Below are 26,609 nucleotides of genomic sequence, written 5' to 3'. Positions count from 1 at the left end.
TGTTGTACAACAAATAAACTTAAGCAATAAATGATAATTTTTCTCATTAAAAACAATATGATAATGAATTAAGAGAAAGTTTTTCACGCTTAAAAATAACAAATTCATTCTCATTTTTCAGCGCTATTTTGCTATTCTTTGCGTTTGATCAATGTTTTTATTAGGAATAACCCTTTTGAGTTATTTTTGCTACATAAAAATAACCATTAAGAGTTATTAAAATCCTAGGAAATTTGCCTTTTCTAAGCATAACGGGGTAATTTACCTTTGCTACAAAACAAAATAAAAAGTAATAAAAAACAACCAATAAATGCTACATTTTTAACCGCATTTTATTTATTTCCTTTCTTAGAAATAAAGAAGAGAGAAAAGAAGAATTTTTGGGGATTTCTGCCCTTCGTGCTATGCTTAGCACAATTTTTTCGTCAAATCTAAAATAGTCAGATAACTATGCAAAATGATCATTTAACTCAGCAACGTTTTGCTGATTTACCGCTAAATCCAAGCGTATTACAGTGTTTAGAAAAAAACGGTTTTGAATACTGCACACCAATCCAAGCCCTTTCTTTGCCTATCACCCTTGCAGGGCGTGATGTAGCAGGGCAAGCGCAAACAGGCACAGGCAAAACAATGGCCTTTCTCACCGCCACCTTTCATCATTTATTAAGCGAAAATTCGCAGCATAATGCCACGCAACCGCGTGCGTTAATCTTAGCGCCCACGCGCGAGCTTGCCGTGCAAATTAGCAATGATGGCGCGGCGCTCTCACAAGCCACTGGGCTAAAAATGGGGCTAGCGTATGGGGGCGATGGCTACGATAAACAGCTTAAAGTGATTGAGCAAGGCATTGATATTTTAATCGGCACAACAGGACGCGTGATTGATTACGTCAAACAAGGCATTATTCGCTTAACGGATATTGAAGTGGTGGTGCTAGATGAAGCAGATCGAATGTTCGATCTAGGCTTTATCAAGGATATTCGCTACTTACTGCGAAAATGTCCGCCCCCTGCTGAACGCTTAACAATGCTCTTTTCCGCGACTCTTTCTTATAAAGTGCGTGAGCTTGCCTTTGAAGATATGAATGATCCAAAGTATGTGGAAGTTGAGCCGCTGCAAAAAACAGGCCACCGCATTAAAGAAGAACTGTTTTATCCGTCTAACCAAGACAAAATGGCGTTATTAATGACATTGTTGGAAGAAGAATGGCCTGAGCGTTGCATTATTTTCGCGAACACCAAACATCGCTGCGAAGAAATTTGGGGCTATTTAGCCGCTGATGGGCATCGTGTGGGGCTACTCACAGGCGATGTGGCACAGAAAAAACGCCTTGCCTTATTGCAACAATTCACTGAAGGCAAATTAGATATTTTAGCGGCCACCGATGTTGCTGCGCGTGGCTTGCATATTCCTGATGTTACGCACGTTTTCAACTATGATTTGCCTGATGATCGCGAAGATTATGTGCATCGCATTGGCCGCACAGGGCGCGCAGGCGAAAGTGGCGTTTCCATTAGTTTTGCTTGTGAAGAATATGCAATGAATTTACCTGCCATTGAAGAATATATTGGCCACTCCATTCCAGTGAGCCAATATGATCCGCAAGCGCTACTCAGTGATTTGCCAAAACCTTACCGCAAACGCACTGGACAAAGCCATTATCAAAATAATAAACGCAATTTTAAAAAGCGTTATTAATCTCAAAAAATCGCTAAAATTCCACCGCACTTTTATAAACAAAACATAAACAAGAAAAGTGCGGTGATTTTTTCTATTATTTCTGTTTTATCTCGTGATAGAATTGACGGATTTTTAACACACAAATTTAATGAGCGATAACATTTCGTATGACAACATTAGTAGATTTTTTAATTAACAAATTAGACGATTTAAAAGCCGTTGATATTTTGCATTTAGATGTGCAAGGCAAATCAAGCGTAACGGACAATATGATTATTTGCACAGGCACATCAAGCCGCCATATTAGTTCTTTGGCGCAAAAACTAATTGATGAAAGCAAGCAAGCGGGGTTTGAATCTTTCGGTGAAGAGGGCAAAGCTACTGCAGATTGGGTGGTGGTCGATTTCGGGCAAGCGATGGTGCATATTATGCAAGCAGACAGCCGTGAAATGTATCAATTAGAGAAACTTTGGGGCTAAATGAAAATCCAATTAATTGCGGTAGGCACAAAAATGCCTGCTTGGGTAACCACAGGCTTTGAAGAATATCAACGCCGTTTCCCAAAGGATATGCCCTTTGAACTAATCGAAATCCCTGCGGGCAAACGTGGCAAAAATGCAGACATTAAACGCATTTTGGAGCAAGAGGGCAAAGCAATGCTGGCGGCTTGTGGGCGCAATAAGATTGTGACCTTAGACATTCCCGGTAAACCTTGGACAACCGAACAACTGGCACAACAGCTGGAGGGTTGGAAAAATGATGGACGGGATTTATGCCTATTGATCGGCGGGCCTGAAGGTTTATCGCCAGAATGTAAAGCTGCCGCCGAACAAAGCTGGTCGCTTTCCCCTTTAACCTTACCCCACCCTTTAGTGCGCGTGGTGGTGGCAGAGAGTTTGTATCGTGCTTGGTCGATTACTACCAATCACCCTTATCATCGAGAGTAATCAATGGATTTAAAGAAATTGCTTTCTCAGCCAACAATGGAGCCGATCCGCGATAAAAAAGCGGAGCGCAATCTATTTATTCGCCGCGCCTTGGTGTCTTTTTTAGGCGTGCTTGGGCTGTCTGCAATTTTGCTCACCAATTTATACCATCTGCAAATCGTCAATTATGACACTTATCAAACCCGTTCTAATGGCAACCGTATCAAATTATTGCCGTTGCCACCAACACGCGGTTTGATTTACGATCGCTATGGCAAATTGCTTGCCGAAAATCTCACCTTTTTTGGCTTATATATCGTGCCAGAAAAAGTAGAAAATTTAGACCGCACTTTTGAACAGCTCAAAAAAATGGTGGGCTTAAATGAAGACGATATTGCGAATTTTAAGAAAGAGCGCCGCCGTTCTTCGCGCTATACGTCCATTTTACTCAAGCCCGATCTCACCGAAGAACAGATCGCACGTTTTGCGGTAAATCAGCATCAATTCCCGAGTTTATCCGTTAAACCTTATTTTAAACGTCATTATTTGTACGGCGAACCGCTCACCCATATTTTAGGTTATGTGGCAAAAATTAATGATAAAGATGTGGAACGCCTGAAAAAAGAAGACAAATACGCCAATTATGCTGGCTCGCACAATATCGGCAAGCTCGGTATTGAACGCTATTACGAAGAACAATTACACGGTGAAGTGGGCTTTGAAGAAGTAGAAATTAACAACCGTGGTAAGGTGATCCGTAAATTGCGCGAACAGCCTGCAGTAGCGGGTAAAAGCATTCATCTCACCATTGATTTAGAATTGCAACGTTATATCACTGATCTGTTAGCGGGACATAAAGGCGCGGTGGTGGTGCTAGATCCAAAAGATAGCAGCATTTTAGCGATGGTTTCAACCCCAAGTTATGACAATAACCTTTTCGTAGATGGCATTTCAGGTAAAGATTACAAACGCTTGCTTGAAGATCCTGAGCGTCCGCTTTATAGCCGCGTTACGCAAGGGGCTTATCCGCCAGCTTCTACGGTAAAACCGTTTATTGCGGTAGCTGGGTTGCAAGAAGCCTTGATCACGCCAAGCACAACGGTGTTTGATCCGGGCTATTGGATGTTGCCAAATAGCACCAAACGTTTCCGTGACTGGAAAAAATCAGGCCACGGTTATACGGATCTCAATAAAGCGATTACCGAATCTTCCGATACTTACTTTTATCAGCTCGCTTACAATATGGGGATTGATAAACTTTCTGGTTGGATGAAAGCCTTTGGTTTTGGCCTGCCAACGGGTTTAGATATTCGGGAAGAAACCTCGGCAATTATGCCTTCGCGCGAGTGGAAACAAAAACGCTATAAAAAACCTTGGCTGCAAGGTGATACCATTTCCGTGGGTATTGGACAAGGCTATTGGACAGCAACGCCATTGCAAGTGGCAAAAGCCTTAGCCATCTTAATTAATAATGGCAAGGTAAATACACCGCACTTAATGAAAGGGGTAGAAGGCTCTTTCTTTGAACCTTACCAAGATCCTTTTTTATATCCCGACATTAAAGCCAATGATAGTTATTGGGCGCAAGCCAAACGTGGTATGTATAACGTGATTAATGCGAGCAACGGGACAGGGCGTAAAGCCTTTGCTGGCACGAACTATCACGTTGCTGGTAAATCAGGCACAGCGCAGGTTTTCAGCTTAAAAGAAAACCAAACCTATAACGCTAAATCGCTGAGCAAAGAATTGCACGATCACGCGTGGTTTATCGGCTATGCCCCTTATGAAGACCCGAAAATAGTGGTTTCTATCATTTTAGAAAATGCAGGCGGTGGCGGTAGCAACGCCGGCCCCGTGGTAAGAAAAATTATGGATTATTATCTTAATCAACGGCTTCCACAAGTAAACCAAATGGAAAATAAACAGAACGAAGCACAACCCCAACAAGAGGAAACAGAATAATGAGTAAAAGGAAAATCTGGCTCGGCTTGTGGCAGCGTTTACACATTGATTTCTGGCTATTTCTTGGTCTTGTAATGATTTCCGCCTATGGATTATTCGTGCTATACAGCGCCTCTGGTGGCAATGAAGTGATGTTCCGCAACCGCATCATTCAAGTTACCCTAGGCTTTGTGGTGATGTTTGTTATGGCACAATTCTCTCCACGCTTTTATCAGTCCATTGCCCCTTATTTATTTGGTATTGGCATTATATTGCTGATTTTAGTGGATTTGGTGGGAACCACCAGTAAAGGGGCGCAGCGTTGGTTAGATCTCGGCTTATTCCGTTTTCAGCCTTCGGAAATCGTCAAACTTGCCGTGCCGTTAATGGTGGCGGTGTATTTAGGTAAACATCCGCTTCCGCCAACCTTAAGACATACCTTTATTGCACTCTTTATCATTATTGTGCCTACCCTATTGGTTGCCATTCAACCCGATTTAGGCACATCAATTCTGGTAAGTGCGTCTGGAATTTTTGTCGTTTTTCTAGCAGGAATGAGCTGGTGGCTAATTTTAATTGCGGTGATTGGGTTGGCTGGTTTTATCCCTATAATGTGGTTTTACCTAATGCACGATTATCAACGCACAAGGGTGTTAACCTTACTTGATCCAGAAAAAGATCCCCTTGGCGCGGGTTACCATATTTTGCAATCAAAAATTGCCATCGGTTCGGGTGGTATTTGGGGCAAAGGTTGGATGCAAGGCACGCAGTCCCAGCTAGAATTTTTGCCTGAACCCCATACCGATTTTATTTTTGCCGTATTAAGTGAAGAACACGGAATGGTTGGTTTCGCCGTTTTGATGTGCCTTTATTTATTTGTTGTGGCAAGAGGTTTGGTGATTGGCGTGGAGGCCGAAAGTGCTTTCGGTCGCACCCTCGTTGGAGCATTAACGCTGATCTTTTTTGTTTATGTTTTTGTGAATATTGGAATGGTGAGCGGCATTTTGCCTGTGGTGGGTGTGCCGCTCCCGCTAATGAGCTATGGTGGAACATCTTTTGTTACATTAATGGCAGGCTTTGGCTTGATTATGTCCATTCATAGCCATAAAGAACATTTCTTTAGGGGAACTAACTAAGAATTTATTGTTCTTAACCAGTATTCCAACAAAATTTTAACTAAAGTGAATAATCGAAATGAAATTAACACAAATAATTAAGCTGAGTTTGGCATTTCTACTCACATTAGCGAGTGTGAATAGCAATGCCGAAACGCAAAAATTATATGGGGTGAAAGGCCCTAAACTGGTGCACCAAAAAATGTCTGATAAGACCTACACCTATGTGGTCAATGGCGTCAGTTACACCACCAAACACCCGAGTACGGCTAAGCACTACGCCAAAACAGGGGGAGGAAGTTACTACCACCAAAAATTTTCAGGGCGTAAAACCTCCAATGGCGAATATTATGATCCTAATCGCTATACGGCAGCACACAAAACTCTGCCATTAAATTCTTACGCCTTGGTCACCAATTTACACAACGGTAGAAAAGTGATCGTAAAAATCAACGATCGTGGGCCTTTTATAAAAGGAAGAATTATCGATCTTTCCCTTGTTGCCGCAAAAGAACTGGGGATTATTCATCGTGGTGTTGGACAAGTTCGCGTTGAGGCGCTGCACGTTAATCATAAAGGGAAAATTCTCGGTGCAGGAACGCACAGCCTTGCTAAAATGGCGAAAACACCTGAGGCTGCAAAGCGTTTGGATCTATCCGCAAAACAAAGTGCGGTGCTTTCTGACACCGATTTTTCAGGTTATAAAGTAAAAATGCTAAACTTAACCTACAAACAAGCAATACAAATGGTGAAACAAGCCAAACGCTTAAAAGTCAAAACAAAAATTGACTCAAATAAAAAATCTCACAGTATTTCCTTTGGGCCATTTAAAACTAAACGTGAAGCACAACAATTTAAAGCCAAACTTCATAAATTAAATGGCACTAAGCCAGTGATTATTTATAGCCACAAATAAATTTAACTCTATTTAGGACGTAATGAACTATGTTTAAACATATGCTTAAAAAAACCAAATTTGCCCTTATCACTGCTACATTATGTGCAAGTCATTCTGTAATGGCAGAAGATATTCAATATGGCATTGCCGCACCACAACTTAATGCGCAAACCTATATTTTAATGGATTACAATTCTGGTGCAGTGTTAGCGGCATTTAACCCTGATCAACGCCAATATCCAGCTTCACTCACCAAAATGATGACAAGCTATGTGGTCGGCGATGCGTTAAAACAAGGTAAAATCCACGATTCAGATATGGTTACCATTGGTAATAGCGCTTGGGGTAAAAATTTCCCGGGTTCATCAAAAATGTTCCTAAATTTAAACCAACAGGTTTCCGTTGCCGATCTTAATCGCGGGATCATCGTGGTATCAGGCAATGATGCTTGTGTGGCAATGGCGGAACACGTTTCAGGCTCAACACAAAATTTCATCAATGCAATGAATAAATATGTGGAACAATTTGGCCTAAAAAATACCCATTTCACCACCGTACACGGCTTAGATGACGAAAATCAATATTCTTCCGCCCGTGATATGGCACTAATTGGCGCGCATATCATTCGTGATTTACCTGAAGAATACAAAATCTATGCGGAAAAAGAATTCACTTTCAACAAAATCCGCCAACCAAATCGCAATGGCTTATTGTGGGATAAAACCCTTAAAGTTGATGGTATGAAAACAGGCCATACAGACAAAGCAGGCTACAACCTTGTAGCTTCTGCATTGGGCAACGGCAATATGCGTTTAATTTCGGTGGTGATGGGCGTACCAACTTACAAAGGCCGTGAAATTGAAAGCAAAAAATTATTGCAATGGGGATTTGCTAACTTTGAAACCTTCAAAGCCTTAGAAGCCAACAAAACCGTTTCTGAACAAAGCGTTTATTATGGCGATAACAGCAAAGTGCAACTTGGCGTGTTGCAAGATCAATTTATCACCTTGCCAAAAGGTCGCCAAGCGGAAGTGAAAGCCCGTTATGATTTAGACAAAAAATACCTTGAAGCACCATTAGCAAAAGGTCAAGTGGTGGGAAAAATCACTTATCAGCTTGATGGTAAAGACATTGCTAAAGTGGATTTACAAGTAATGAACAATGTTGAAGAAGGCGGTTTCTTTGGCAAAATCTGGGATTGGTTAGTGCTAACTGTAAAAAGTTTATTCAGCTAAACTTGAAATTGGTAAAATCTTCCCAATCTAAAGCTCAAATGGCCGCACTAAACAAAGTGCGGTCTAAATTTTTAACAAATTTGAGGACAAAAAATGGCAGAACAAGAAAAAGTCGTAAAACTTGAAGATATTCCACAGAAACAACTTAAAGATCTTCTTGAATTCCCTTGTGATTTCACTTTCAAAGTGGTGGGCGCAAACCGCCCAGATTTAGCAGATGATGTGATCGCTGTGGTGCAAAAATATGCCAAAGGCGATCATAATCCACGTGAAAATGTGAGCGGAAAAGGCACATACAAATCTATTTCAGTGGATATTGTGGCTGAAAATATTGAGCAAGTGGAAACCCTTTATAGCGAACTTGCCAAAATTAACGGCGTAAGAATGGTGCTTTAATCTGCATAAACAATAAGGTAAAGGCGATGACCCAATCCATTATTATCCGCCAACTTGGCGTGCAAGATTATCAAGAAATTTGGCATAAAATGCAGCAATTTACCGATAATCGTGATGAAAATACCCAAGATGAAATCTGGCTCGTTCAGCACCCTGCGGTGTTCACCCAAGGCTCTGCGGGCAAGCCTGAACATTTATTGCAACAAAGCGCGATCCCTGTGGTGCAATCGGATCGTGGCGGACAAATCACCTATCACGGATTGGGTCAGCAAGTTATGTATGTGTTGATCGACATTAAACGCCTAAAAGCACAAGGCAAAGATCTCAATGTACGCCAACTGGTTACCGCCCTTGAGCAATCGGTGGTGCAAACGCTGGCAGATTACGGCATTGAAGGCTATCCCAAAGCCGATGCACCAGGGGTGTATGTGGACGGCAAAAAAATCTGCTCGCTCGGTTTACGCATTCGCAAAGGCTGTTCTTTCCACGGTCTAGCGCTAAATATTAATATGGATCTTACGCCTTTCTTATACATTAACCCCTGTGGTTATGCCGGGCTTGAAATGTGTCAAATGGCAGATTTTATCCCGCCAGAAGAAGCACAACCAGACAAGGTTTCGCCCAAATTAGTTACACACTTCACCCAATTATTGGGGTATAATTCCGTAACAAATTCTTAACAAAAATAGGAGCGTTAATGGCAACGCCTTTTAAAATGGAACGTGGCGTAAAATATCGTGATGCCGCAAAAACTTCCATTATCCCAGTAAAAAATATTGATCCCAACCAGCCTTTATTGAAAAAGCCTGAGTGGATGAAAATCAAACTGCCAGCCAATTCAGCAAAAATTGATAGCATCAAAAATGGAATGCGCCGCCACGGCTTGCATTCTGTGTGTGAAGAAGCCTCTTGCCCTAACCTGCACGAATGTTTTAACCACGGCACGGCAACCTTTATGATTTTAGGGGCGATCTGTACCCGTCGTTGTCCATTCTGTGATGTGGCACACGGCAAGCCATTGCCGCCTGATCCGGAAGAGCCTCGCAAATTAGCCGAAACTATTCAGGATATGAAATTACGTTATGTGGTGATTACCTCGGTGGATCGCGATGATCTACCTGATCGTGGGGCTGGGCATTTCGCCGAATGTGTGAAAGAAATCCGCGCGCTTAATCCAGGGATCAAAATTGAAATCCTTGTGCCTGATTTCCGTGGACGTATCGAACAAGCGCTAGAAAAATTAAAAGATAATCCACCAGATGTGTTCAACCACAATTTGGAAAATGTGCCACGCTTGTATCGTGATATTCGCCCAGGGGCAGATTATGAATGGTCGCTCAAATTATTGCGTGAGTTCAAAGCAATGTTCCCTGATATTCCAACCAAATCAGGCTTAATGGTGGGCTTAGGCGAGACCAACGAAGAAATTTTGCAAGTGATGCAAGATTTACGCGCCAACGGTGTAACAATGCTCACACTCGGGCAATATTTGCAACCAAGCCGCCATCATTTACCTGTTGCGCGCTATGTTCCGCCTGAAGAATTTGATGAGTTCCGTGATAAAGCCAACGAAATGGGCTTTGAACACGCCGCCTGTGGGCCTTTCGTGCGTTCTTCTTACCACGCTGATCTCCAAGCCAGCGGCGGATTGGTGAAATAATCCAGCAACTAAATGACTCTAATACAAAGAGCGGTAGAAAATTTCAAGATTTTTCACCGCTCTTTTTCTGCATAATAAAAACCCCGCAAAATAAAGTGCGGGGCTTTTTTTCGTTATTTTTGGCTTAGTGTTGTTCGATATGACCTTGATCTAAATGTACCACATCAACTTGATTATTCGGTGCAACTTGGAAGGCTTGACCAAAACCTTTAACGAATAATCCTTGCTGTGGGATCAAATGAAATAGCGAAAAATCTTGGAATTGAACCAATTCTTGCATCACCTTGCTACTTTGAAAACCTTAATATCAGTAATTAAGTGATAACATAAGATAGCATAAGAATGGTAAGATCAAGCGGAATACATTAAGATTATCTGACAATGTTTATGCGATTTATTACTGTATTACTGTTTAGCCCTAACTAGCCAATTTTTTTATTATTTGCCCCTTTATTTTCTAGACATCACCGCTATTTAATGGTAACTTTACGCCCATTCTATATTCAAGCATCTTCATAACAAATTCATTTTCCAATCTAACCAACATTTCAAATTATTATGCATTTAACAGAACTTAAAAATATGCCTGTTTCCGAGCTGGTAAAACTCGGTGAAGAGCAAATGGGTTTAGAAAATCTAGCCCGTTTACGCAAGCAAGATATTGTTTTCGCAATCCTAAAACAACACGCCAAAAGCGGTGAGGATATTTTCGGTGGTGGTGTGTTAGAAATCCTGCCTGATGGCTTTGGTTTCTTACGTTCCGCTGACAGCTCCTACCTTGCTGGTCCTGATGATATCTATGTTTCCCCAAGCCAAATTCGCCGTTTCAATTTACAAACTGGGGATAAAATTGAAGGGAAAATTCGTCCGCCAAAAGAAGGGGAACGTTATTTTGCTTTGCTAAAAGTGGATCAAGTTAATGATGACAAACCTGAGGTTTCACGCAGCAAAATTTTATTTGAAAATTTAACCCCACTTCACGCCAATTCACGTTTAAGAATGGAACGTGGTAACGGCTCAACAGAAGATTTAACCGCGCGTATTTTAGATTTAGCCTCTCCTATCGGGAAAGGACAACGTGGCTTGATTGTTGCCCCACCAAAAGCAGGGAAAACAATGTTGCTACAAAACATTGCACAGAGCATTACCCATAACTATCCAGAATGTGTGCTTATCGTGTTATTAATTGACGAACGTCCAGAAGAAGTAACGGAAATGCAGCGCTCGGTAAAAGGCGAAGTGATTGCTTCAACCTTTGATGAACCCGCCTCGCGCCACGTTCAAGTTGCTGAAATGGTTATCGAAAAGGCAAAACGTTTAGTTGAACATAAAAAAGATGTAGTGATTTTATTAGATAGTATCACGCGTCTTGCCCGAGCTTATAACACCGTAACCCCTGCTTCAGGTAAAATCCTTTCTGGTGGTGTAGATGCCAATGCGTTACATCGTCCAAAACGTTTCTTCGGTGCAGCGCGTAACGTGGAAGAAGGCGGAAGTTTAACCATTATTGCGACCGCACTTGTAGATACAGGGTCAAAAATGGATGAAGTGATCTTCGAAGAATTTAAAGGTACGGGGAATATGGAGCTACATCTTTCGCGTAAAATCGCTGAAAAACGCGTGTTCCCAGCCATTGACTTTAACCGTTCGGGTACGCGTAAAGAAGACTTACTCACTACCCCTGACGAACTACAAAAAATGTGGATTCTACGCAAAATCCTTAATCCAATGGGTGAAGTGGAAGCAATGGAATTCCTTATTGACAAACTCGCCGTTGCCAAAACCAATGAAGAGTTTTTCGAGATTATGAAGCGTTCTTAAGCCCATAAAAAACCTCGCCAAATGCGAGGTTTTTCTTTGTAATACAATCTATTACACAAATTCTTGCAAGGTTTTTTCTAAACGAACAAACCCTTCTTGCAATTCTTCATCGCTAATATTCAACGCGGGGGCAAAGCGCAAAACATCAGGGCCTGCAACTAAAATCATTAGTCCATTTTTAGCCGCACCTTTCACAAATTCGCTGGCTTTTCCTTGATAATTCGTATTTAGCTCTGCACCAATCAACAAGCCCTCACCACGAATTTCGCTAAATAAATTCAACGCTTGATTTAGCTCAGCCAATTTCTGCATAAATAATTCAGAAGTGCGGTGGATTTTTTCCAAGAATTTTTCATCAGAAAGCACGTCTACCACCTTTGACGCCACAGCACAAGCAAGGGGATTGCCGCCAAAAGTCGTACCGTGTACACCAACAGAAAAACTTTTCGCAATCTCATTGGTGGTGAGCATTGCGCCAATCGGAAAGCCGTTGCCCAAGGCTTTGGCAGAAGTCAGAATATCAGGCACAACGCCATACTTCATATAAGCATAAAGATAGCCCGTGCGCGACAAGCCTGTTTGTACTTCATCGAAAATCAATAAAGCGTTATTTTCATCACAGAGTTCACGCAAGCCTTGTAAAAATGCACCGCTGGCAGGCTTAACCCCCCCTTCCCCTTGGATCGGTTCAACAATCACAGCGCAGGTGTGATCATCAATTACCGCCTTTACTGCATCAAGATCATTAAAAGGAACATGGATAATATCCGCAGGTTTCGGCCCAAAGCCATCAGAATATTTCGCTTGCCCACCTACGCTCACCGTGAATAATGTACGTCCGTGAAAACTTTGCTTAAAGGCAATAATTTTGCTTTTCTGCGCGCCAAAATGATCCACCGCATAACGGCGAGCCAATTTCAACGCTGCCTCGTTAGCCTCTGCGCCAGAATTAACAAACATCACCCGATCCGCAAAGGTTTTCTGTACCAATTTTGTGGCTAATTGCAAGGTTGGCTCACTGGTAAACCAGTTGCTAGAATGCCACAGCGTTTCCCCTTGCTCCTTCAACACCGTCACAATCTCATCAGGGCAATGCCCCAACGCATTCACCGCAATACCGCTTGTGAAATCAATATATTCTCGCCCTTGCTGATCCCAAACTATACTCCCTTTCCCTCTCACAGGAATAAACTCTGCGGGCGCATAATTTTGTATCATCACTTCGTCAAAGGTTTTTCTGTTATAAGCACTCATTTGCGATCCTTAAATTTTCCAAAAGTGAGGATAGCATAGTTTAAAATGAATAATTAATCAATTTATTTGAATAAATAGTAATCTTACAGATTATATTCCCCAATAAAAAAGCAGATCTAATAAGATCTGCTTTTTCTATTTATGCTTTTATAATGATTATTTAGTCATTGCAGCAACTTCTGCTGCGAAGTCAGTTTCAACTTTTTCGATACCTTCGCCCACTTCAAAGCGTAAGAATGAAACCACTTCTGCACCTTTCTCTTTTAATAATTCACCTACTGATTTAGAAGGATCCATTACGAAAGGTTGGCCAGTTAAAGACACTTCACCAGTGAATTTCTTCATACGACCTTCAACCATTTTTTCTGCGATTTCGCGTGGTTTACCAGATTGCATTGCAATATCCACTTGAATTTGGCGCTCGTGTTCAACAACGTCTGCAGGTACATCGCTTGGATTTACATATTCTGGACGGCTTGCTGCAACGTGCATTGCAACGTGTTTCACTAATTCTTCATCAGCGTTTACTGCGCCCACTAATACCCCAATTTTCGCACCGTGTAAGTATGAACCTACTACAGGCGCTTGTACTGAACCAACGCGGCGAATTGTCATATTCTCACCGATTTTTGCCACTAATGCAGCACGTTTTTCTTCAAATTCAGCTTGTAATGCTTCGATAGTTACGCCTTTGTTGTTTAATGCGTAATCTGCTACTTCATTCGCTAAGCCTAAGAAACCAGCGTCTTTTGCTACGAAGTCAGTTTCACAGTTCATTTCGATCATTACACCGTAGTCGCCAGCAACACGCGCGATGATAACACCTTCAGCAGCAACACGGCCTGCTTTTTTAGCCGCTTTTGCTTGACCTGATTTACGCATATTATCAATCGCTAATTCGATATCACCGTTTGCTTCTACTAATGCTTTTTTACATTCCATCATACCAGCACCGGTACGATCACGAAGTTCTTTTACTAAAGATGCTGTAATTTCAGCCATTTTAAAATCCTCTATCCACAAAATTTGATGCGATTTTTGACCGCACTTATGTAAAAAAGCAGGGAACATAAGCCCCCTGCTAACCAATTAATCGTTGTGATTAATAAGGGCTTTCGCCGCATTCACCTGAATTATTCAGCTGCTTCTGCTTCAGCAAATTTCTCTTCGGCTACCACTTCTTGTTGGCGACCTTCTTTTACTGCTGCCGCTGCTGCTGCAAGATATAGTTGAATTGCACGTGCTGCATCATCGTTACCAGGGATAACAAAATCAACACCGTCTGGCGCAGAGTTTGTATCAACCACTGCAAATACTGGAATACCAAGGTTATTTGCTTCTTTGATTGCGATGTGTTCGTGATCTGCACCGATAACAAATAATGCGTCAGGAAGACCCGCCATATCTTTGATACCGCCAAGGCTTAATTCAAGTTTTTCCATCTCACGGCTACGCATTAATGCTTCTTTCTTAGTTAATTTGTCGAAAGTACCATCTTGAGATTGAGTTTCTAAATCTTTTAAGCGTTTGATTGATTGACGTACTGTTTTCCAGTTAGTCAACATACCACCTAACCAACGGTGATTTACATAGTATTGCTGACAGTCTAATGCTGCTGCTTTCACTGCTTCACTTGCTGCACGTTTTGTACCAACAAATAAGATTTTACCGTTGTTGCCCGCAATGCGAGTTAATTCTGCTAATGCAGCATTGAACATTGGAACGGTTTTTTCAAGGTTGATGATATGAACGCCGTTGCGTGGTCCAAAAATGAATGGTTTCATTTTTGGGTTCCAGTAACGAGTTTGGTGACCGAAGTGAACGCCAGCTTGTAGCATTTCGCGCATTGAAACTTGTGCCATAATAATTTTCCTTTTGTTTGGGGTTTAGCCTCCACATACCAAATAAATCGACCGTTTGGCACCCCGATTTATCCGTGCGATATGTGTGTGATTTATTGTTAAAAATTAAGTTTGAAATTATTTCGTCTAAAATAAAAATTGCTTTCTAATTCTAGCCAAAATAACGCCGCACTTTATACCACAAAGTGCGGTGAAAAACTAGAGAATTTTTTAAAAGCCAATAAAAAACGGCAATCTGTCATCACAAATTGCCGCTTTAATTTTGGTGCTGAGAATTATTGCTCTTGCTGAGCTAAAAACTCTTGGTTAATTTCAATTTTTGCTTTCGCACGTAACGCTTGTAATAACGCTTGTTGTAGCTCTACTTGCTGTGCTTGTTTTAGCTGTGCATCAAACTGTTTAAGCTGTTCTGCGTTTAACTCACCATCTTTAACATTAGCAAGTTCAATCACCACAATGCTATTATCGCCACTCTTCGCTGCGGTATAAACAGGTTTATCAGTGTCTTTTTTCATTGCGAAGATCACATCACGCAATTGTGGATTTTTATTTTCAGCATAAACCCATTGCGCTTTCTCGCCGAATTTAATGCCATTTGGTAGAGCGACATTGCTATTTTCATTTAGCGCTTGCGCCACTTTTTCAGCTTGAGCTAGCACAATTTTTTCCGCTTTTTGCTGTTTTAAATATTGAGCAATTTCATCTTTTGCTTCATCAAGTGTTTTCACACCTTCTGGTTTATGTTCCACCACACGAACAATCAAAGAATGCTGATCGCCCACATTGATGGCTTCTGAGTTTGTTCCGCCTTGGGTTAATTCAGAATCAAATAATGCAGAAACCACATTGCCATAATTAAGGGCAGCTGGAATATCGTTGCGTGAGAAATAACCCGTTTCTTGTACACTCACACCCGCCGCTTGTGCTGCTGCTTGTAAGGAATCTGGCTGCTCAAAGGCTTTCTCATTGGCTTGTTTTTCCATTGCGTAGAATTCTTTCGCGCTTAATTCGCTACGAAGTTTGGCTGCAATATCGTTTTTCACTTGTTCTAACGGCAGGAATTTTTCATCTTCCACTTTGATGATATGGTAAGCGTTATCCACTTTAACTGGTTGGCTATATTCCCCCGCTTTTAATTCACGCGCTGCGGCTTCAAATTGTGGGGGCATCATTCCTGCCACAACCCAATCTAAATCACCACCATTTGCACCAGAAATTTTGTCGCTAGAGTAAAGTTTCGCTAACGCCGCAAAGCTTTCGCCTTTTTGTAAATCCGCATAAACTGCTTGGGCTTCTTGCTCCGTTGGCAGTTGAATGTGGGCTAAATGCTGAGTCATATATTGCACTTTGTTATCTTGATAATATTGCGCAATTTCTACATCAGTAACCTTCACATTTTTTTCCGCAGATTGTTGGGTTAAATCAAGATATTGCACTTTCACTAACTCAGGCACAGCAAATGCAGCTTTATTCGCATTATAGTAAGCGCTAATTTCTTCTTCATTCACCAGTTGTTGCGCCACAGTAGACACTAAAGGAAACTCAGCCAAACGGACATCACGCTGTTGGAAAAATAGCTGGGCTACACGTTCATTTTGGCTAGATACGGTAAATGCAGAACGCGCAATACCGTCATTAAGCTGTTGTAAGGTTAATCCTTGGCGTAAATATTGTGCATATCGTTCACCGCTTAACCCATTGTTTGATAACATTTGTTGATAAAGCGCGTTATCAAATTTGCCGTCTTTTTGGAAAATTGGGCTGGTCACGATAGCTTGTTGAATTTGGCTATCGCTCACGTCAAGCTTTAATTCCGCAGCATATTGGCGCAATAATTCTTGGTTAATTAAACGCTCTAAAATGGAGCTGCGTAAACCATTAATAAATTCTGGAGAATCTGCTACTGCGGTAAATTGTGCGCCGAGCTGTTCACTAAAACGTTGATATTCTTGGTTATATTGTTCTAAGAAAATTTGTTGGGAAATTTCTTCACCATTTACTTTGGCAGCAGAAGTATCAACGCGTGTGAACATATAGCCTGCCACGCCACTTAATACGAATGAAACCACAATTAGTGCGAAAATAATCTTCCACAAGATGCTGTTTGACGCATCGCTGAGTTTTTCCATTAACATTGAAGTTATCCTTAAATGTAAGATTAAGACAATTCTTGAGAATTATAATCGAAAGTGCTTTGATTGCCAGCATAAAAATAAAGAAGTCGGCAAAGATTGTTCTTTACCGACTTTATTATTAAAAAACTTACAATTAATTCACCGCACTTTCCGCACGTTTACTTTTACGGCGTGGCGTTGTTTTTTCTTCTTTTGCAATCAAGTGAGAAAAATCAACTCCTTCAGGCGGATTTTCTAAGGCAATGCTTAGCACTTCATCAATGGTTTCCACTGGACGAATATCTAAGCTGTTTTTCGCATTCTCTGGGATTTCTTCCAAATCTTTTACATTATCTTTTGGAATAATCACCGTTTTAATGCCGCCACGGTGTGCTGCGAGTAGTTTCTCTTTCAAACCGCCAATTGGCAGCACTTTACCACGCAAGCTGATTTCCCCTGTCATCGCCACTTCAGACTTCACAGGATTTCCCGTTAAACAAGACACCAAGGCGGTACACATTGCGATCCCTGCACTTGGGCCATCTTTTGGTGTTGCACCGTCTGGAACGTGAATATGAATATCGCGTTTTTCGTGGAAATCAGGCGCAATGCCTAATTTTTCTGCACGGGAACGCACCACGGTCATCGCTGCTTGAATGGATTCTTTCATCACATCGCCTAGCGATCCTGTGTAGGTTAATTTGCCTTTACCGATAACAGAAGTGGCTTCGATAGTGAGTAAATCACCGCCTACTTGCGTCCACGCCAAGCCCGTTACTTCACCCACGCGATTTTGTGTATCTGCACGGCCAAACTCAAAGCGTTTTACGCCCAAATATTCGTTCAGGTTATCGCTGTTTACCGTGATCGATTTTAATTTCGGGTTCAATAGTAAGTTTTTCACTGCTTTACGGCAGATTTTAGAAATCTCACGTTCAAGACCACGCACGCCCGCTTCACGGGTGTAATAGCGAATAATATCTAAAATGGCACTATCTTCGATTTTCAACTCGCCTTTTTTCAACCCGTTACGCTCAATTTGTTTGTTAAGCAAATGGCGTGTGGCGATATTGAGTTTTTCATCTTCCGTATAGCCCGATAAACGAATCACTTCCATACGATCAAGCAGCGGCCCTGGGATATTCATTGAGTTTGAGGTTGCCACGAACATCACATCAGAAAGATCATAATCCACTTCTAAATAATGATCGTTGAAGTTGGCGTTCTGTTCTGGATCAAGCACTTCTAACAACGCAGAGGCAGGATCACCACGCATATCCGATGCCATTTTGTCGATCTCATCAAGTAAAAATAGCGGATTTTTCACCCCCACTTTTGCCATTTTTTGGATCAATTTACCCGGCAATGAGCCGATATAGGTTTTGCGATGCCCACGGATTTCCGCTTCATCACGCACGCCGCCTAACGCCATACGCACATATTTACGTCCTGTAGCATTGGCAATAGATTGTCCTAGGGAAGTTTTCCCTACCCCTGGTGGCCCAACTAAGCAAAGGATAGGCCCTTTAAGCTGATTTAAACGGCTTTGAACCGCTAAATATTCCAAAATGCGATCTTTCACGCGCTCTAAGCCATAATGATCCGCATCAAGAATTTCCTGCGCTTTAACAATATCTTTTTTCACTTTGCTGCGCTTATACCAAGGCACTTGCAACATCCAATCAATGTAACTACGCACCACCGTTGCTTCCGCAGACATTGGCGACATCATTTTCAGTTTCTGCAATTCTGCTTCCACTTTTTCTCTCGCCTCTTTTGGCATTTTGGCTTCTTCCACTTTTTGACGAAGTTGTTCCACTTCATCAACGGTACTTTCAGTTTCGCCTAGCTCTTTTTGGATAGCTTTGATTTGTTCGTTAAGGTAATAATCGCGCTGGCTTTTTTCCATTTGTTTTTTCACGCGGCCGCGAATACGTTTCTCAACTTCTAAAATGCCTGCTTCGTTAATCATTAAACCAAGCAAATATTCAAAACGCTCAGCAACATTTGCAATGCCTAAAACTTCTTGCTTACGCGCTACTGAAACCGGCATATGGGCTGCCATTGTGTCACTTAAGCGTTCTGGATCTGCAATATTTTTCAAGGCGGAAAGCACATCTGGCTGCACTTTTTTGTTGAGTTCAATGTATTTTTCAAACTCTTTCAGTGCCGTATTCTGTGCCACTTCTAATTCTGTTTCATCACCAAATTGGGTATCAATTAGCTCAATTTTTGCCTCGAAGAAACGCCCATTGTCTTCTAAATGGGAAATTTTGGCACGTTGCTGTCCTTCCACTAGCACTTTTACTGTGCCATCTGGCAAGTTGAGTAATTGAATAATATTCGCCACCGTGCCGACATCATACACATCGTCCACCGTAGGCTGTTCTAACTCGGCTGCTTTTTGCGAAACTAATAATAATTGTTTGCCATTTTCCATTGCCTCTTCAAGACTGGCGATGGATTTTTCGCGTCCCACAAACAATGGCATAACCATATATGGGAAAACCACCACATCACGTAATGGTAAAACAGGCATGGTTTTTTGTTTTGTTCGTCTGGCGTTCATATTTTCTCTCTTTCCTTAAAACTTGAAATTACTCTCCCATATTGGGGCAATTTAGTAAAGTTCAAGTTCGTGACATAAATTATGCTAAATAAGATTTATGCCGTTCAGTGTACCCCATTCAAATTAAAAGTGCGGTCATTTTTTCACACAAATTTTATTTTTTCTTTTTTCACAAAAGAAAAAGATTAAAAAACATTCAATTTGTGCGTGGATAAATAAAAAATCCAACCCCGAAAGGTTGGATTGATTAAAAATGATGAAAATTTACACCGCACTTAACATTAACGCATTGTTACAAATTCTTCCGAACCCGTTGGGTGGATAGCAACGGTGTTGTCGAAATCCGCTTTGGTTGCGCCCATTTTAATGGCAACGGCAAAGCCTTGAATCATTTCATCAACACCAAAACCAATGCCGTGTAAGCCGACAATTTTTTCATCTTTGCCCACGCAAACCAATTTCATTCGGCAAGGTTGGCGATGTTGGGTTACTGCGCTGTACATTGGCGTGAACGATGATTTATACACTTTCACGTTTTCTGCGCCATATTGCTCAATGGCTTGCGGCTCAGTTAAGCCGATGGTGCCGATTGGTGGGTGGCTGAACACCACAGTTGGCACAAGATTGTAATCTAAATGTTCGTTTGGTTTATTGTTGAATAAACGCTCAGACAAGCGGCGTCCTGCAGCAACAGCAACAGGGGTGAGTTCAATGCCACCTTCGATAATATCGCCCACCGCATAAATGCCTTTCACATTGGTGTTTTGATATTTATCTACTTTGATGAAACCTTTATTGTTGGTTTCCACGCCAGCTGCTGCAAGGTTGATGTTCGCGGTATTTGGTTTACGACCAATCGCCCAAATTACTTTCTCAACTGTTTGCTCACGTCCATCTTCTAATTTTAAGGTAAAAGATCCGTCAGCATTTTTAACCACTTCTTTTGGAATGGCGTGAGTGTGTAGGTGAATGCCATCTTGTGCCATCACTTCCACAAGGGTTTCAACGATAAGCGGATCAAAACTACGCAGTGGGCTTTGTTTACGCACGAATAGGTGAGTGTCCACGCCTAGGCTGTTTAATACGCCCGCTAATTCCACCGCAATGTAACCTGCGCCAACAACCGCAACGGATTTTGGTAACGCGTTTAATTCAAATACGCCGTCAGAATCAATGCCGTATTCTGCGCCTTTAATTTCAGGGTGAGCAGGATAAGCCCCTGTTGCGATCAAAATATGATCGGCAGTGATTTTCTCGCCGTTTACTTCAACGGTGTGGGCATCAACAAATTTGGCAAAGCCTTTGATTACGTCCACGTTATTTTTGGCTAATACATTGTTATAAGAATTGTGGATACGTCCAATATAAGCCTGACGATTTTCCACTAACTTACTGAAATCAAAGTCTTTTACCGCAACATCAAAGCCATAATCTGGTGCATACAGGTTGATCGCTTCTGCCACTTGCGCACCATACCACATCACTTTTTTCGGCACGCAGCCCACGTTTACACAGGTTCCGCCCAGTTCTTTTGCTTCAATAATGGCACATTTTTTGCCATAGCTTGCCGCACGGTTAATTGAAGCAATACCGCCACTTCCGCCACCAATGGCGATGTAATCATAATGTTTTGTCATTTTTAACTCCCTAAATTGGTGAATTGGGCTTGTGAATGCGAAAAAGCCCATAATAAATCTGCGCTTATTTTGCCGAAAAATACGAAGTAAAGCGACTAATTAATCTAATCGGTAAATTCTTACTCTGGTGTAATCCATTCCACCTTCCAACTGCCCGTTCCTTCTGGCACAAGGGTTTTGGTTAAATAAGGCAGAATTTTTTTCATTTGCGCTTCTAGCTGCCAAGGGGGATTAACCACGATCATTCCACTTGCGGTCATTCCACGTTGATCGGAATCAGGACGCACCGCCATTTCAATTTGGAGAATTTTGCGAATGCCGGTGTTTTCCAACCCTTTTACAATACGCTTGGCTTGCTGACGTAGCACCACCGGATACCAAATGGCATAAATGCCCGTGGCAAAACGCTTCACTCCTTCTTCAATGGCTTTTACCACCAAATCATAATCTTCTTTTAATTCATAAGGGGGATCGATCAAAATCAGCCCGCGTCTTTCTTTGGGTGGCAGCGTGGCTTTAATTTGCTGAAAACCGTTATCGCGTTTCGTAGTAACATTATCAAATTCTTTGAAATTATTGCGTAATAATGGGAAATCCGCTGGGTGTAGCTCCGTTAATAAGGCACGATCTTGCGGACGCAATAAATGTGCGGCGATCAGCGGTGAACCGGCGTAATATCGTAGCGATTTGCCGCCATAATTCAGTTTTTTAATAAGGGCGACATAACGTGCTACTTCTTCAGGCATTTCTGTTTGATCCCACAAACGCCCGATCCCTTCTTTATATTCACCAGTTTTTTCAGCTTCATTGCCGAATAAGCGATAATGCCCCACACCGGCGTGGGTGTCTAAATAATAAAAGCCTTTGTCTTTTTGTTGCAGGCTTTCAATAATCAGCATTTGCACAATGTGTTTTAACACATCGGCAAAGTTGCCCGCGTGAAAGCTATGACGATAACTCAGCATTTGTTTGCCCTTAAAAATTTGATAAAAAAAGACCGCACTTTATTTTTGCGGATTATGATAGTTAAAACGAAGGGCGAACATTCTGGCTCGCCCTGTGTCATCAAAGAACTGCTTGATGACAATTTATTTGGCTAAAATCGCTTGCAAGGCTTGGTAAATAGACTGCGCTTGATTACCCGAAAGCGCATTGCCGTCTTCATCGCTAATCACCACCGCACTTTGTCTGCCTAAATCAGAAAGTTGCATTGCATACTCCCCTTTTTCTAATTCAGGCGCAGCCACGCCAAATCTCGCCCATTCTGTTTTTTCTAATGGACTATATTTTAATTCACGATAGCCACGCCCCGGATTTTCTGACGTGGTTTCAAAGCCTACTTGATTTAACGCCTCGCGTAAACGTTGCCACGCTTGGTTAAAAGGTGCATTTAACGCTAACGCCGCACGACCGTTTATATCTGTGGTTAATTGCGTTTGAATTGGCGTTACTGCAGTGCTATTTAATTCACTTTGCTGTTTACGATACGCCGTATTTAACTCACCAATCAGCTGATTTAAACGATCAGACGTATAACGCTGCTTTTGTGCCACCGTTGGGGTGAAAATAATATTATCGCGTTTCATTTGCAGAATTGACACCACCAACGCACTCGCCCCTTGATATTGCACTTGCTCAATCAAATAACGAATTTGTGTGTCGCCAATATCATCGGCACGCCCCGTTGCCGCCCAACTGGTTTCGATACGATTATCTTGATATTGATAAGTAATCCCTTGTTCTTTTAATAAACGTGCTACTTGATTTAAGCTATAAACTGCTTCTTTTGATGAAGGATAAACAATCAAAGAACGCTCACCGTCAAACTGTGCAATGGAATTATTAATCACTGCGATTGGTGTGCTTGGTGGGCGAATATCCACTTTTTGATGTGCTTGTTTATTAAGCTGCGGCAATGCATAAGTGTTATCTTGTGCAGGTAAATTTACCCCACCGCTTGCTAGGGGTGCAAAAACCACTTGCTGTTCAGCGTATTTTTCAAAGTTATCATTAGCTTGCTGTTTACTTTCATTGCTTGCTGAACAAGCCACTAATGTCATTAAAATTGGCGTGCTTAATAACCACTTTTTCATCAATTTATCCTCAAGGTTAAACAAATTTCATTGCCAGTTTTGACAATCAGAATGCAGAAAAGTTTAAGGGGCATTGACTGCTCAACACCCCTCAGTGGATTTTTAATAAAAATTATAACAATCCTGCAATTTTCAAGGCTTCAATCACTTTTGGTTGTGCGGCTTCACTTAATGTTGTCAGTGGTAAACGCAACACTGGCTCTGGAATTAAACCTAATTTATAAGCCGCCCATTTCACAGGAATTGGGTTAGATTCAACAAAAAGATCTTTGTGTAATGCCATTAAACGCTGGTTGATCACCTCTGCTTCATCAAATTTACCCGCTGAAGCAAGCTCACACATTTTCGCCATATCTGCGGCAGCGATGTTATTTGTTACCGAGATCACCCCTTCACCGCCGGCTTTGATACTTTCTAACCCTGTCGCATCATCACCACTTAACACGATGAAATCTTCACCTGCAAGCTGTTTAATTTTCGCCACACGGCTCACATCACCTGTTGCTTCTTTGATTGCCACAATATTATCAATTTGTGCTAAACGCCCCACGGTTTCAGGCTGCATATCGCTGCCTGTACGTCCCGGCACGTTATATAAAATTTGTGGTAAATCAGTGCATTCTGCAATTGCTTTAAAGTGTTGATACATTCCTTCTTGCGTTGGTTTGTTGTAGTAAGGCACCACAGACAAACAACCCGCAACGCCGCTGCCATTTAATAATTTTGTCATTGTAATGGCTTCACTGGTGGCGTTTGCGCCCGCACCAGCAATTACAGGGATACGTCCATCGGCAAATTCAACGGTCTTCAAAATTGTTTTAACGTTTTCCTCTATGCTTAATGTGGCAGATTCCCCTGTTGTTCCCACAGACACAATACCGTGCGTTCCCGCAGCAATATGATACTCAACCAATTTTTTTAGTGCGTCAAAATCAACCTCACCGTGTGAGTCCATAGGGGTAATCAATGCGGTAATACTACCGTAAAATAAAGGATTCGTTACTGACATAAAGACCTCCGAATTATTTTTGTTATGTCTATTGAGTTTGCTTGAAAAAGTTTGTTTAAGATCGCTAAAATAACCAAAATTTGCAAGCAATTTTTTGCATTTTTTCTCAATAACATCAAATTTTTAAGGATATTTACTATGCAAACATTAAAAGCGGGCGATTTTGTCCCGCACTTTGCTTTACTTGATCAAAACGAGCAACTAGTTTCGCTTACCGATTTTAAAGGCAAAAAAGTCTTGGTTTATTTCTATCCCAAAGCCCTCACGCCCGGTTGCACTACACAAGCCTGCGGACTGCGCGATAGCAAAGCGGAACTTGAAAAACTCAATATCGTGATTCTTGGCATTAGCCCTGATAGCCCGAAAAAACTCGCTAATTTCGCCGAGAAAAAAGCCTTGAATTTCACGCTGCTTTCCGATGAAGATCACCAAGTCGCAGAACAATTTGGCGTATGGGGTGAGAAAAAATTTATGGGTAAAACCTATGACGGCATTCATCGCATTAGCTTCTTAATTGATGAACAAGGCAAAATCGAAAAAGTGTTTGATAAATTTAAAACCGGTGAGCATCATCAAGTGGTGCTAGATTATTTAACACAAAAATAATCTCTGACTGCTCAAATTAAAGCGCGGTGCAAATTTTTTAAATTTTTCTACCGCACTTTGTTTTTCGTGATTTTTATTAATGCGCTTTTTTGCAACTCGCCAAAATATCCAAATCCTTTTGATATACGTCCGTTTTTAAATTCATATCCATCATTCCAATCACGGTGCTAAATAAATTATCGTGGGAATAATGCTGGGCGCTGGCGTTGTGGCGCAGGCAGTCTAAATCCACGCCTTCATTTTGCTGCCACGTTTTGGAAAACCAAAAGAACATCGGCACTTTGGTTTGATAATCTGGCGCGATGGCATAAGGCGTGCCGTGCAGATAAATACCGTCTTCGCCAAGGGATTCACCGTGATCTGACACATAATATACCGCACTTTCCAAATCATCACGGTGTTCCAATTTTTGGATCACTTGATCAAGGAAATTATCAATATACAAAATACCGTTATCGTACGTATTCACTAATTGTTCGTTGCTACAAGTTTGAATTTCGTTTGTGTCGCAAGTTGGCACAAACTTTTTAAATTCTGGCGTGTAGCGTTCGTAATAGGTCGGCCCGTGGCTGCCGATAGTATGCAAAATCAGCACCGTATCTTTTTGGCTTTCATTAAGAATTTTGTCGAAATCTTTCAGCAAAATCTCATCTAAACATTCGCCGTCCGTACAGTATTCTGGCGTTTTCATATTGGTAACTTCATTTGGCACACGCAAGCAAACGCCTTTGCAATCGCTGTTATTATCCAGCCAAAAAATATTCACGTCCGCACGTTGTAGCACATCAAGCAAATTATCCATTTTTTGTGCTTTGCCGCCATTGTATTGGGCTTGGGTGAGATAAGAGAACATACAAGGTACGGAAATAGCGGTTGATGTGCCACAGCTGGAAACGTCCATGAAATTGATGATGTCTTTGCCACGCGCTGCCAGTTTTGGGGTGGTTTGGCGAGCATAACCATTTAGCCCCCAGTTTTGCGCGCGCGTAGTTTCGCCCACCACAATCACGGTGAAATGGCGATATTCATCAGGTTTGGCTTGTTGTGCATCTAAACCGATTTGTTCATAAGGGCGATTGGCTTCACGCACGCGTTTCACTTTATTCACGCCTGCACTAATGAAATTAGACGGTACAAGCAAGCTCACAACGGGCTTATTATTGCGAACAAAGGCGGCGTAATCTTGATAAAAACCTTTCGCAATGCCCCAAATCACTACGCCAGAAAGAGCGATCAAGCCCACGCGCAAACCAAGCTCTTTCCACCAAGTGCGATAATCCACCTTTACCATAATGTATAAAATGGCTGGCAACACGCCAAAAAACGCAATCCACGCGAGATATTGCCAAGTGAGCATACGAACACTTTCCGCCGGCGTGGTTTGCAGCACATTTTCAAGCATATCCGTGGTGAAATGCACATCATAAAATAAGGCTTGATAGCCAATGGCGGCACTAATAATCAGCAACAGCGGAATGATCACTTTGTGCAAAATAGGCAATGCAAAAAGCTGAAAAACCGCATTTAGCGTAAAGAAAATGAAGACGGGAACGGTGAGAAGAAAATAATCTTCAGGCTGCCCCGCAAATGGGTGCAGCGCCCACACTTTTTTATAAAATGCAATATTTAGTACTAAAGTAAAATAAAGCGCAATCAGTGCAATAAGGGTTGAGCTTTTTAATTTAAACCGAGAAAATAACATAAAAAGAATTTCCTAATTTTAAGATTATCATTGAATAGTCGTTGAATTAGTCAGATAAAAAATTAAAAAGTTCTTTACGAAAACTTACAAA

General features: G+C 41.6%; 23 protein-coding genes. 12 read left to right on the top strand and 11 right to left on the bottom strand.

Annotated features, from left to right (window positions below):
* Positions 1-450: 450 nt before the first annotated feature.
* From rhlB to lipA, 10 genes are all read left to right on the top strand, one after another.
* The gene (rhlB, locus tag ELZ61_RS04225) at positions 451-1,698 is read left to right on the top strand and encodes an ATP-dependent RNA helicase RhlB (RefSeq protein WP_126371685.1); all 1,248 of its coding nucleotides are present in this window, start codon (positions 451-453) and stop codon (positions 1,696-1,698) included.
* Positions 1,699-1,847: 149 nt separating this feature from the next.
* On the top strand, positions 1,848-2,159 hold the full coding sequence (rsfS, locus tag ELZ61_RS04220) for a ribosome silencing factor (protein ID WP_103853974.1): 312 nt from the start codon (positions 1,848-1,850) through the stop codon (positions 2,157-2,159).
* A complete protein-coding gene (gene rlmH, locus ELZ61_RS04215; protein ID WP_017805627.1) occupies positions 2,160-2,627 on the top strand; it encodes a 23S rRNA (pseudouridine(1915)-N(3))-methyltransferase RlmH in 468 nt (155 codons plus the stop codon).
* Between the two features lie 3 nt (positions 2,628-2,630).
* Complete coding sequence (gene mrdA, locus ELZ61_RS04210) at positions 2,631-4,568, top strand: penicillin-binding protein 2 (protein WP_126371683.1); 1,938 nt, start codon at positions 2,631-2,633, stop codon at positions 4,566-4,568.
* On the top strand, positions 4,568-5,683 hold the full coding sequence (gene rodA, locus ELZ61_RS04205) for a rod shape-determining protein RodA (RefSeq protein WP_126371681.1): 1,116 nt from the start codon (positions 4,568-4,570) through the stop codon (positions 5,681-5,683). The genes mrdA and rodA overlap by 1 nt, the downstream gene beginning before the upstream one ends.
* 58 nt (positions 5,684-5,741) lie before the next feature.
* Positions 5,742-6,578, top strand: coding sequence for a septal ring lytic transglycosylase RlpA family protein (locus ELZ61_RS04200; protein WP_126371679.1), 837 nt, complete (start codon positions 5,742-5,744; stop codon positions 6,576-6,578).
* 29 nt (positions 6,579-6,607) lie between these two features.
* Positions 6,608-7,795, top strand: coding sequence for a serine hydrolase (locus ELZ61_RS04195; RefSeq protein ID WP_103853969.1), 1,188 nt, complete (start codon positions 6,608-6,610; stop codon positions 7,793-7,795).
* Between the two features lie 93 nt (positions 7,796-7,888).
* Positions 7,889-8,191 (top strand): DUF493 family protein YbeD, encoded by a 303-nt coding sequence (gene ybeD, locus ELZ61_RS04190; protein WP_126371677.1) that lies wholly within the window; start codon positions 7,889-7,891, stop codon positions 8,189-8,191.
* A gap of 26 nt (positions 8,192-8,217) precedes the next feature.
* Positions 8,218-8,871: a lipoyl(octanoyl) transferase LipB gene (lipB, locus tag ELZ61_RS04185; RefSeq protein WP_126371675.1), complete on the top strand. Its 654-nt coding sequence runs from the start codon at positions 8,218-8,220 to the stop codon at positions 8,869-8,871.
* Positions 8,872-8,888: 17 nt separating this feature from the next.
* Positions 8,889-9,851: a lipoyl synthase gene (gene lipA / locus ELZ61_RS04180; protein WP_126371673.1), complete on the top strand. Its 963-nt coding sequence runs from the start codon at positions 8,889-8,891 to the stop codon at positions 9,849-9,851.
* A gap of 124 nt (positions 9,852-9,975) precedes the next feature.
* Here lipA and ELZ61_RS04175 read toward each other — a convergent pair whose 3' ends face one another.
* Positions 9,976-10,131: a hypothetical protein gene (locus ELZ61_RS04175; protein WP_241969730.1), complete on the bottom strand. Its 156-nt coding sequence runs from the start codon at positions 10,129-10,131 to the stop codon at positions 9,976-9,978.
* Between the two features lie 278 nt (positions 10,132-10,409).
* Between ELZ61_RS04175 and rho the strand changes: the two genes are divergently transcribed.
* Positions 10,410-11,672, top strand: a complete 1,263-nt coding sequence (rho, locus tag ELZ61_RS04170) for a transcription termination factor Rho (protein WP_103853956.1) — start codon at positions 10,410-10,412, stop codon at positions 11,670-11,672.
* 51 nt (positions 11,673-11,723) lie between these two features.
* Here rho and ELZ61_RS04165 read toward each other — a convergent pair whose 3' ends face one another.
* The 9 genes from ELZ61_RS04165 to dapA form a co-directional block, all read right to left on the bottom strand.
* Positions 11,724-12,926, bottom strand: coding sequence for an aspartate aminotransferase family protein (locus ELZ61_RS04165; protein ID WP_126371671.1), 1,203 nt, complete (start codon positions 12,924-12,926; stop codon positions 11,724-11,726).
* A 156-nt stretch (positions 12,927-13,082) separates the two neighbouring features.
* Complete coding sequence (gene tsf, locus ELZ61_RS04160; protein WP_017807013.1) at positions 13,083-13,928, bottom strand: translation elongation factor Ts; 846 nt, start codon at positions 13,926-13,928, stop codon at positions 13,083-13,085.
* A 131-nt stretch (positions 13,929-14,059) separates the two neighbouring features.
* Complete coding sequence (gene rpsB / locus ELZ61_RS04155) at positions 14,060-14,788, bottom strand: 30S ribosomal protein S2 (RefSeq protein ID WP_017807014.1); 729 nt, start codon at positions 14,786-14,788, stop codon at positions 14,060-14,062.
* A 275-nt stretch (positions 14,789-15,063) separates the two neighbouring features.
* On the bottom strand, positions 15,064-16,923 hold the full coding sequence (gene ppiD, locus ELZ61_RS04150) for a peptidylprolyl isomerase (protein WP_126371669.1): 1,860 nt from the start codon (positions 16,921-16,923) through the stop codon (positions 15,064-15,066).
* A 133-nt stretch (positions 16,924-17,056) separates the two neighbouring features.
* The gene (lon, locus tag ELZ61_RS04145; protein WP_126371667.1) at positions 17,057-19,471 is read right to left on the bottom strand and encodes an endopeptidase La; all 2,415 of its coding nucleotides are present in this window, start codon (positions 19,469-19,471) and stop codon (positions 17,057-17,059) included.
* A gap of 281 nt (positions 19,472-19,752) precedes the next feature.
* Positions 19,753-21,108 carry a glutathione-disulfide reductase gene (gene gorA, locus ELZ61_RS04140; RefSeq protein ID WP_126371665.1) on the bottom strand — a complete coding sequence of 452 codons (1,356 nt, stop codon included), beginning with the start codon at positions 21,106-21,108 and terminating at the stop codon, positions 19,753-19,755.
* A gap of 119 nt (positions 21,109-21,227) precedes the next feature.
* Positions 21,228-22,073: a 23S rRNA (adenine(2030)-N(6))-methyltransferase RlmJ gene (locus tag ELZ61_RS04135; protein WP_115249984.1), complete on the bottom strand. Its 846-nt coding sequence runs from the start codon at positions 22,071-22,073 to the stop codon at positions 21,228-21,230.
* A gap of 123 nt (positions 22,074-22,196) precedes the next feature.
* The gene (bamC, locus tag ELZ61_RS04130; protein WP_126371663.1) at positions 22,197-23,201 is read right to left on the bottom strand and encodes an outer membrane protein assembly factor BamC; all 1,005 of its coding nucleotides are present in this window, start codon (positions 23,199-23,201) and stop codon (positions 22,197-22,199) included.
* A gap of 112 nt (positions 23,202-23,313) precedes the next feature.
* Positions 23,314-24,210, bottom strand: coding sequence for a 4-hydroxy-tetrahydrodipicolinate synthase (dapA, locus tag ELZ61_RS04125; protein WP_126371661.1), 897 nt, complete (start codon positions 24,208-24,210; stop codon positions 23,314-23,316).
* Between the two features lie 138 nt (positions 24,211-24,348).
* Between dapA and bcp the strand changes: the two genes are divergently transcribed.
* On the top strand, positions 24,349-24,816 hold the full coding sequence (bcp, locus tag ELZ61_RS04120; RefSeq protein ID WP_126371659.1) for a thioredoxin-dependent thiol peroxidase: 468 nt from the start codon (positions 24,349-24,351) through the stop codon (positions 24,814-24,816).
* 76 nt (positions 24,817-24,892) lie between these two features.
* Here bcp and ELZ61_RS04115 read toward each other — a convergent pair whose 3' ends face one another.
* The gene (locus tag ELZ61_RS04115) at positions 24,893-26,518 is read right to left on the bottom strand and encodes a phosphoethanolamine transferase (RefSeq protein ID WP_126371657.1); all 1,626 of its coding nucleotides are present in this window, start codon (positions 26,516-26,518) and stop codon (positions 24,893-24,895) included.
* Positions 26,519-26,609 lie beyond the last annotated feature (91 nt).

Origin of the sequence: Avibacterium volantium (genome assembly GCF_900635775.1) — a bacterium.
Lineage (GTDB): Bacteria > Pseudomonadota > Gammaproteobacteria > Enterobacterales > Pasteurellaceae > Avibacterium > Avibacterium volantium.
Note: the sequence above shows the minus strand (reverse complement) of the source record. Positions and strands in the feature narration are given on the sequence as shown.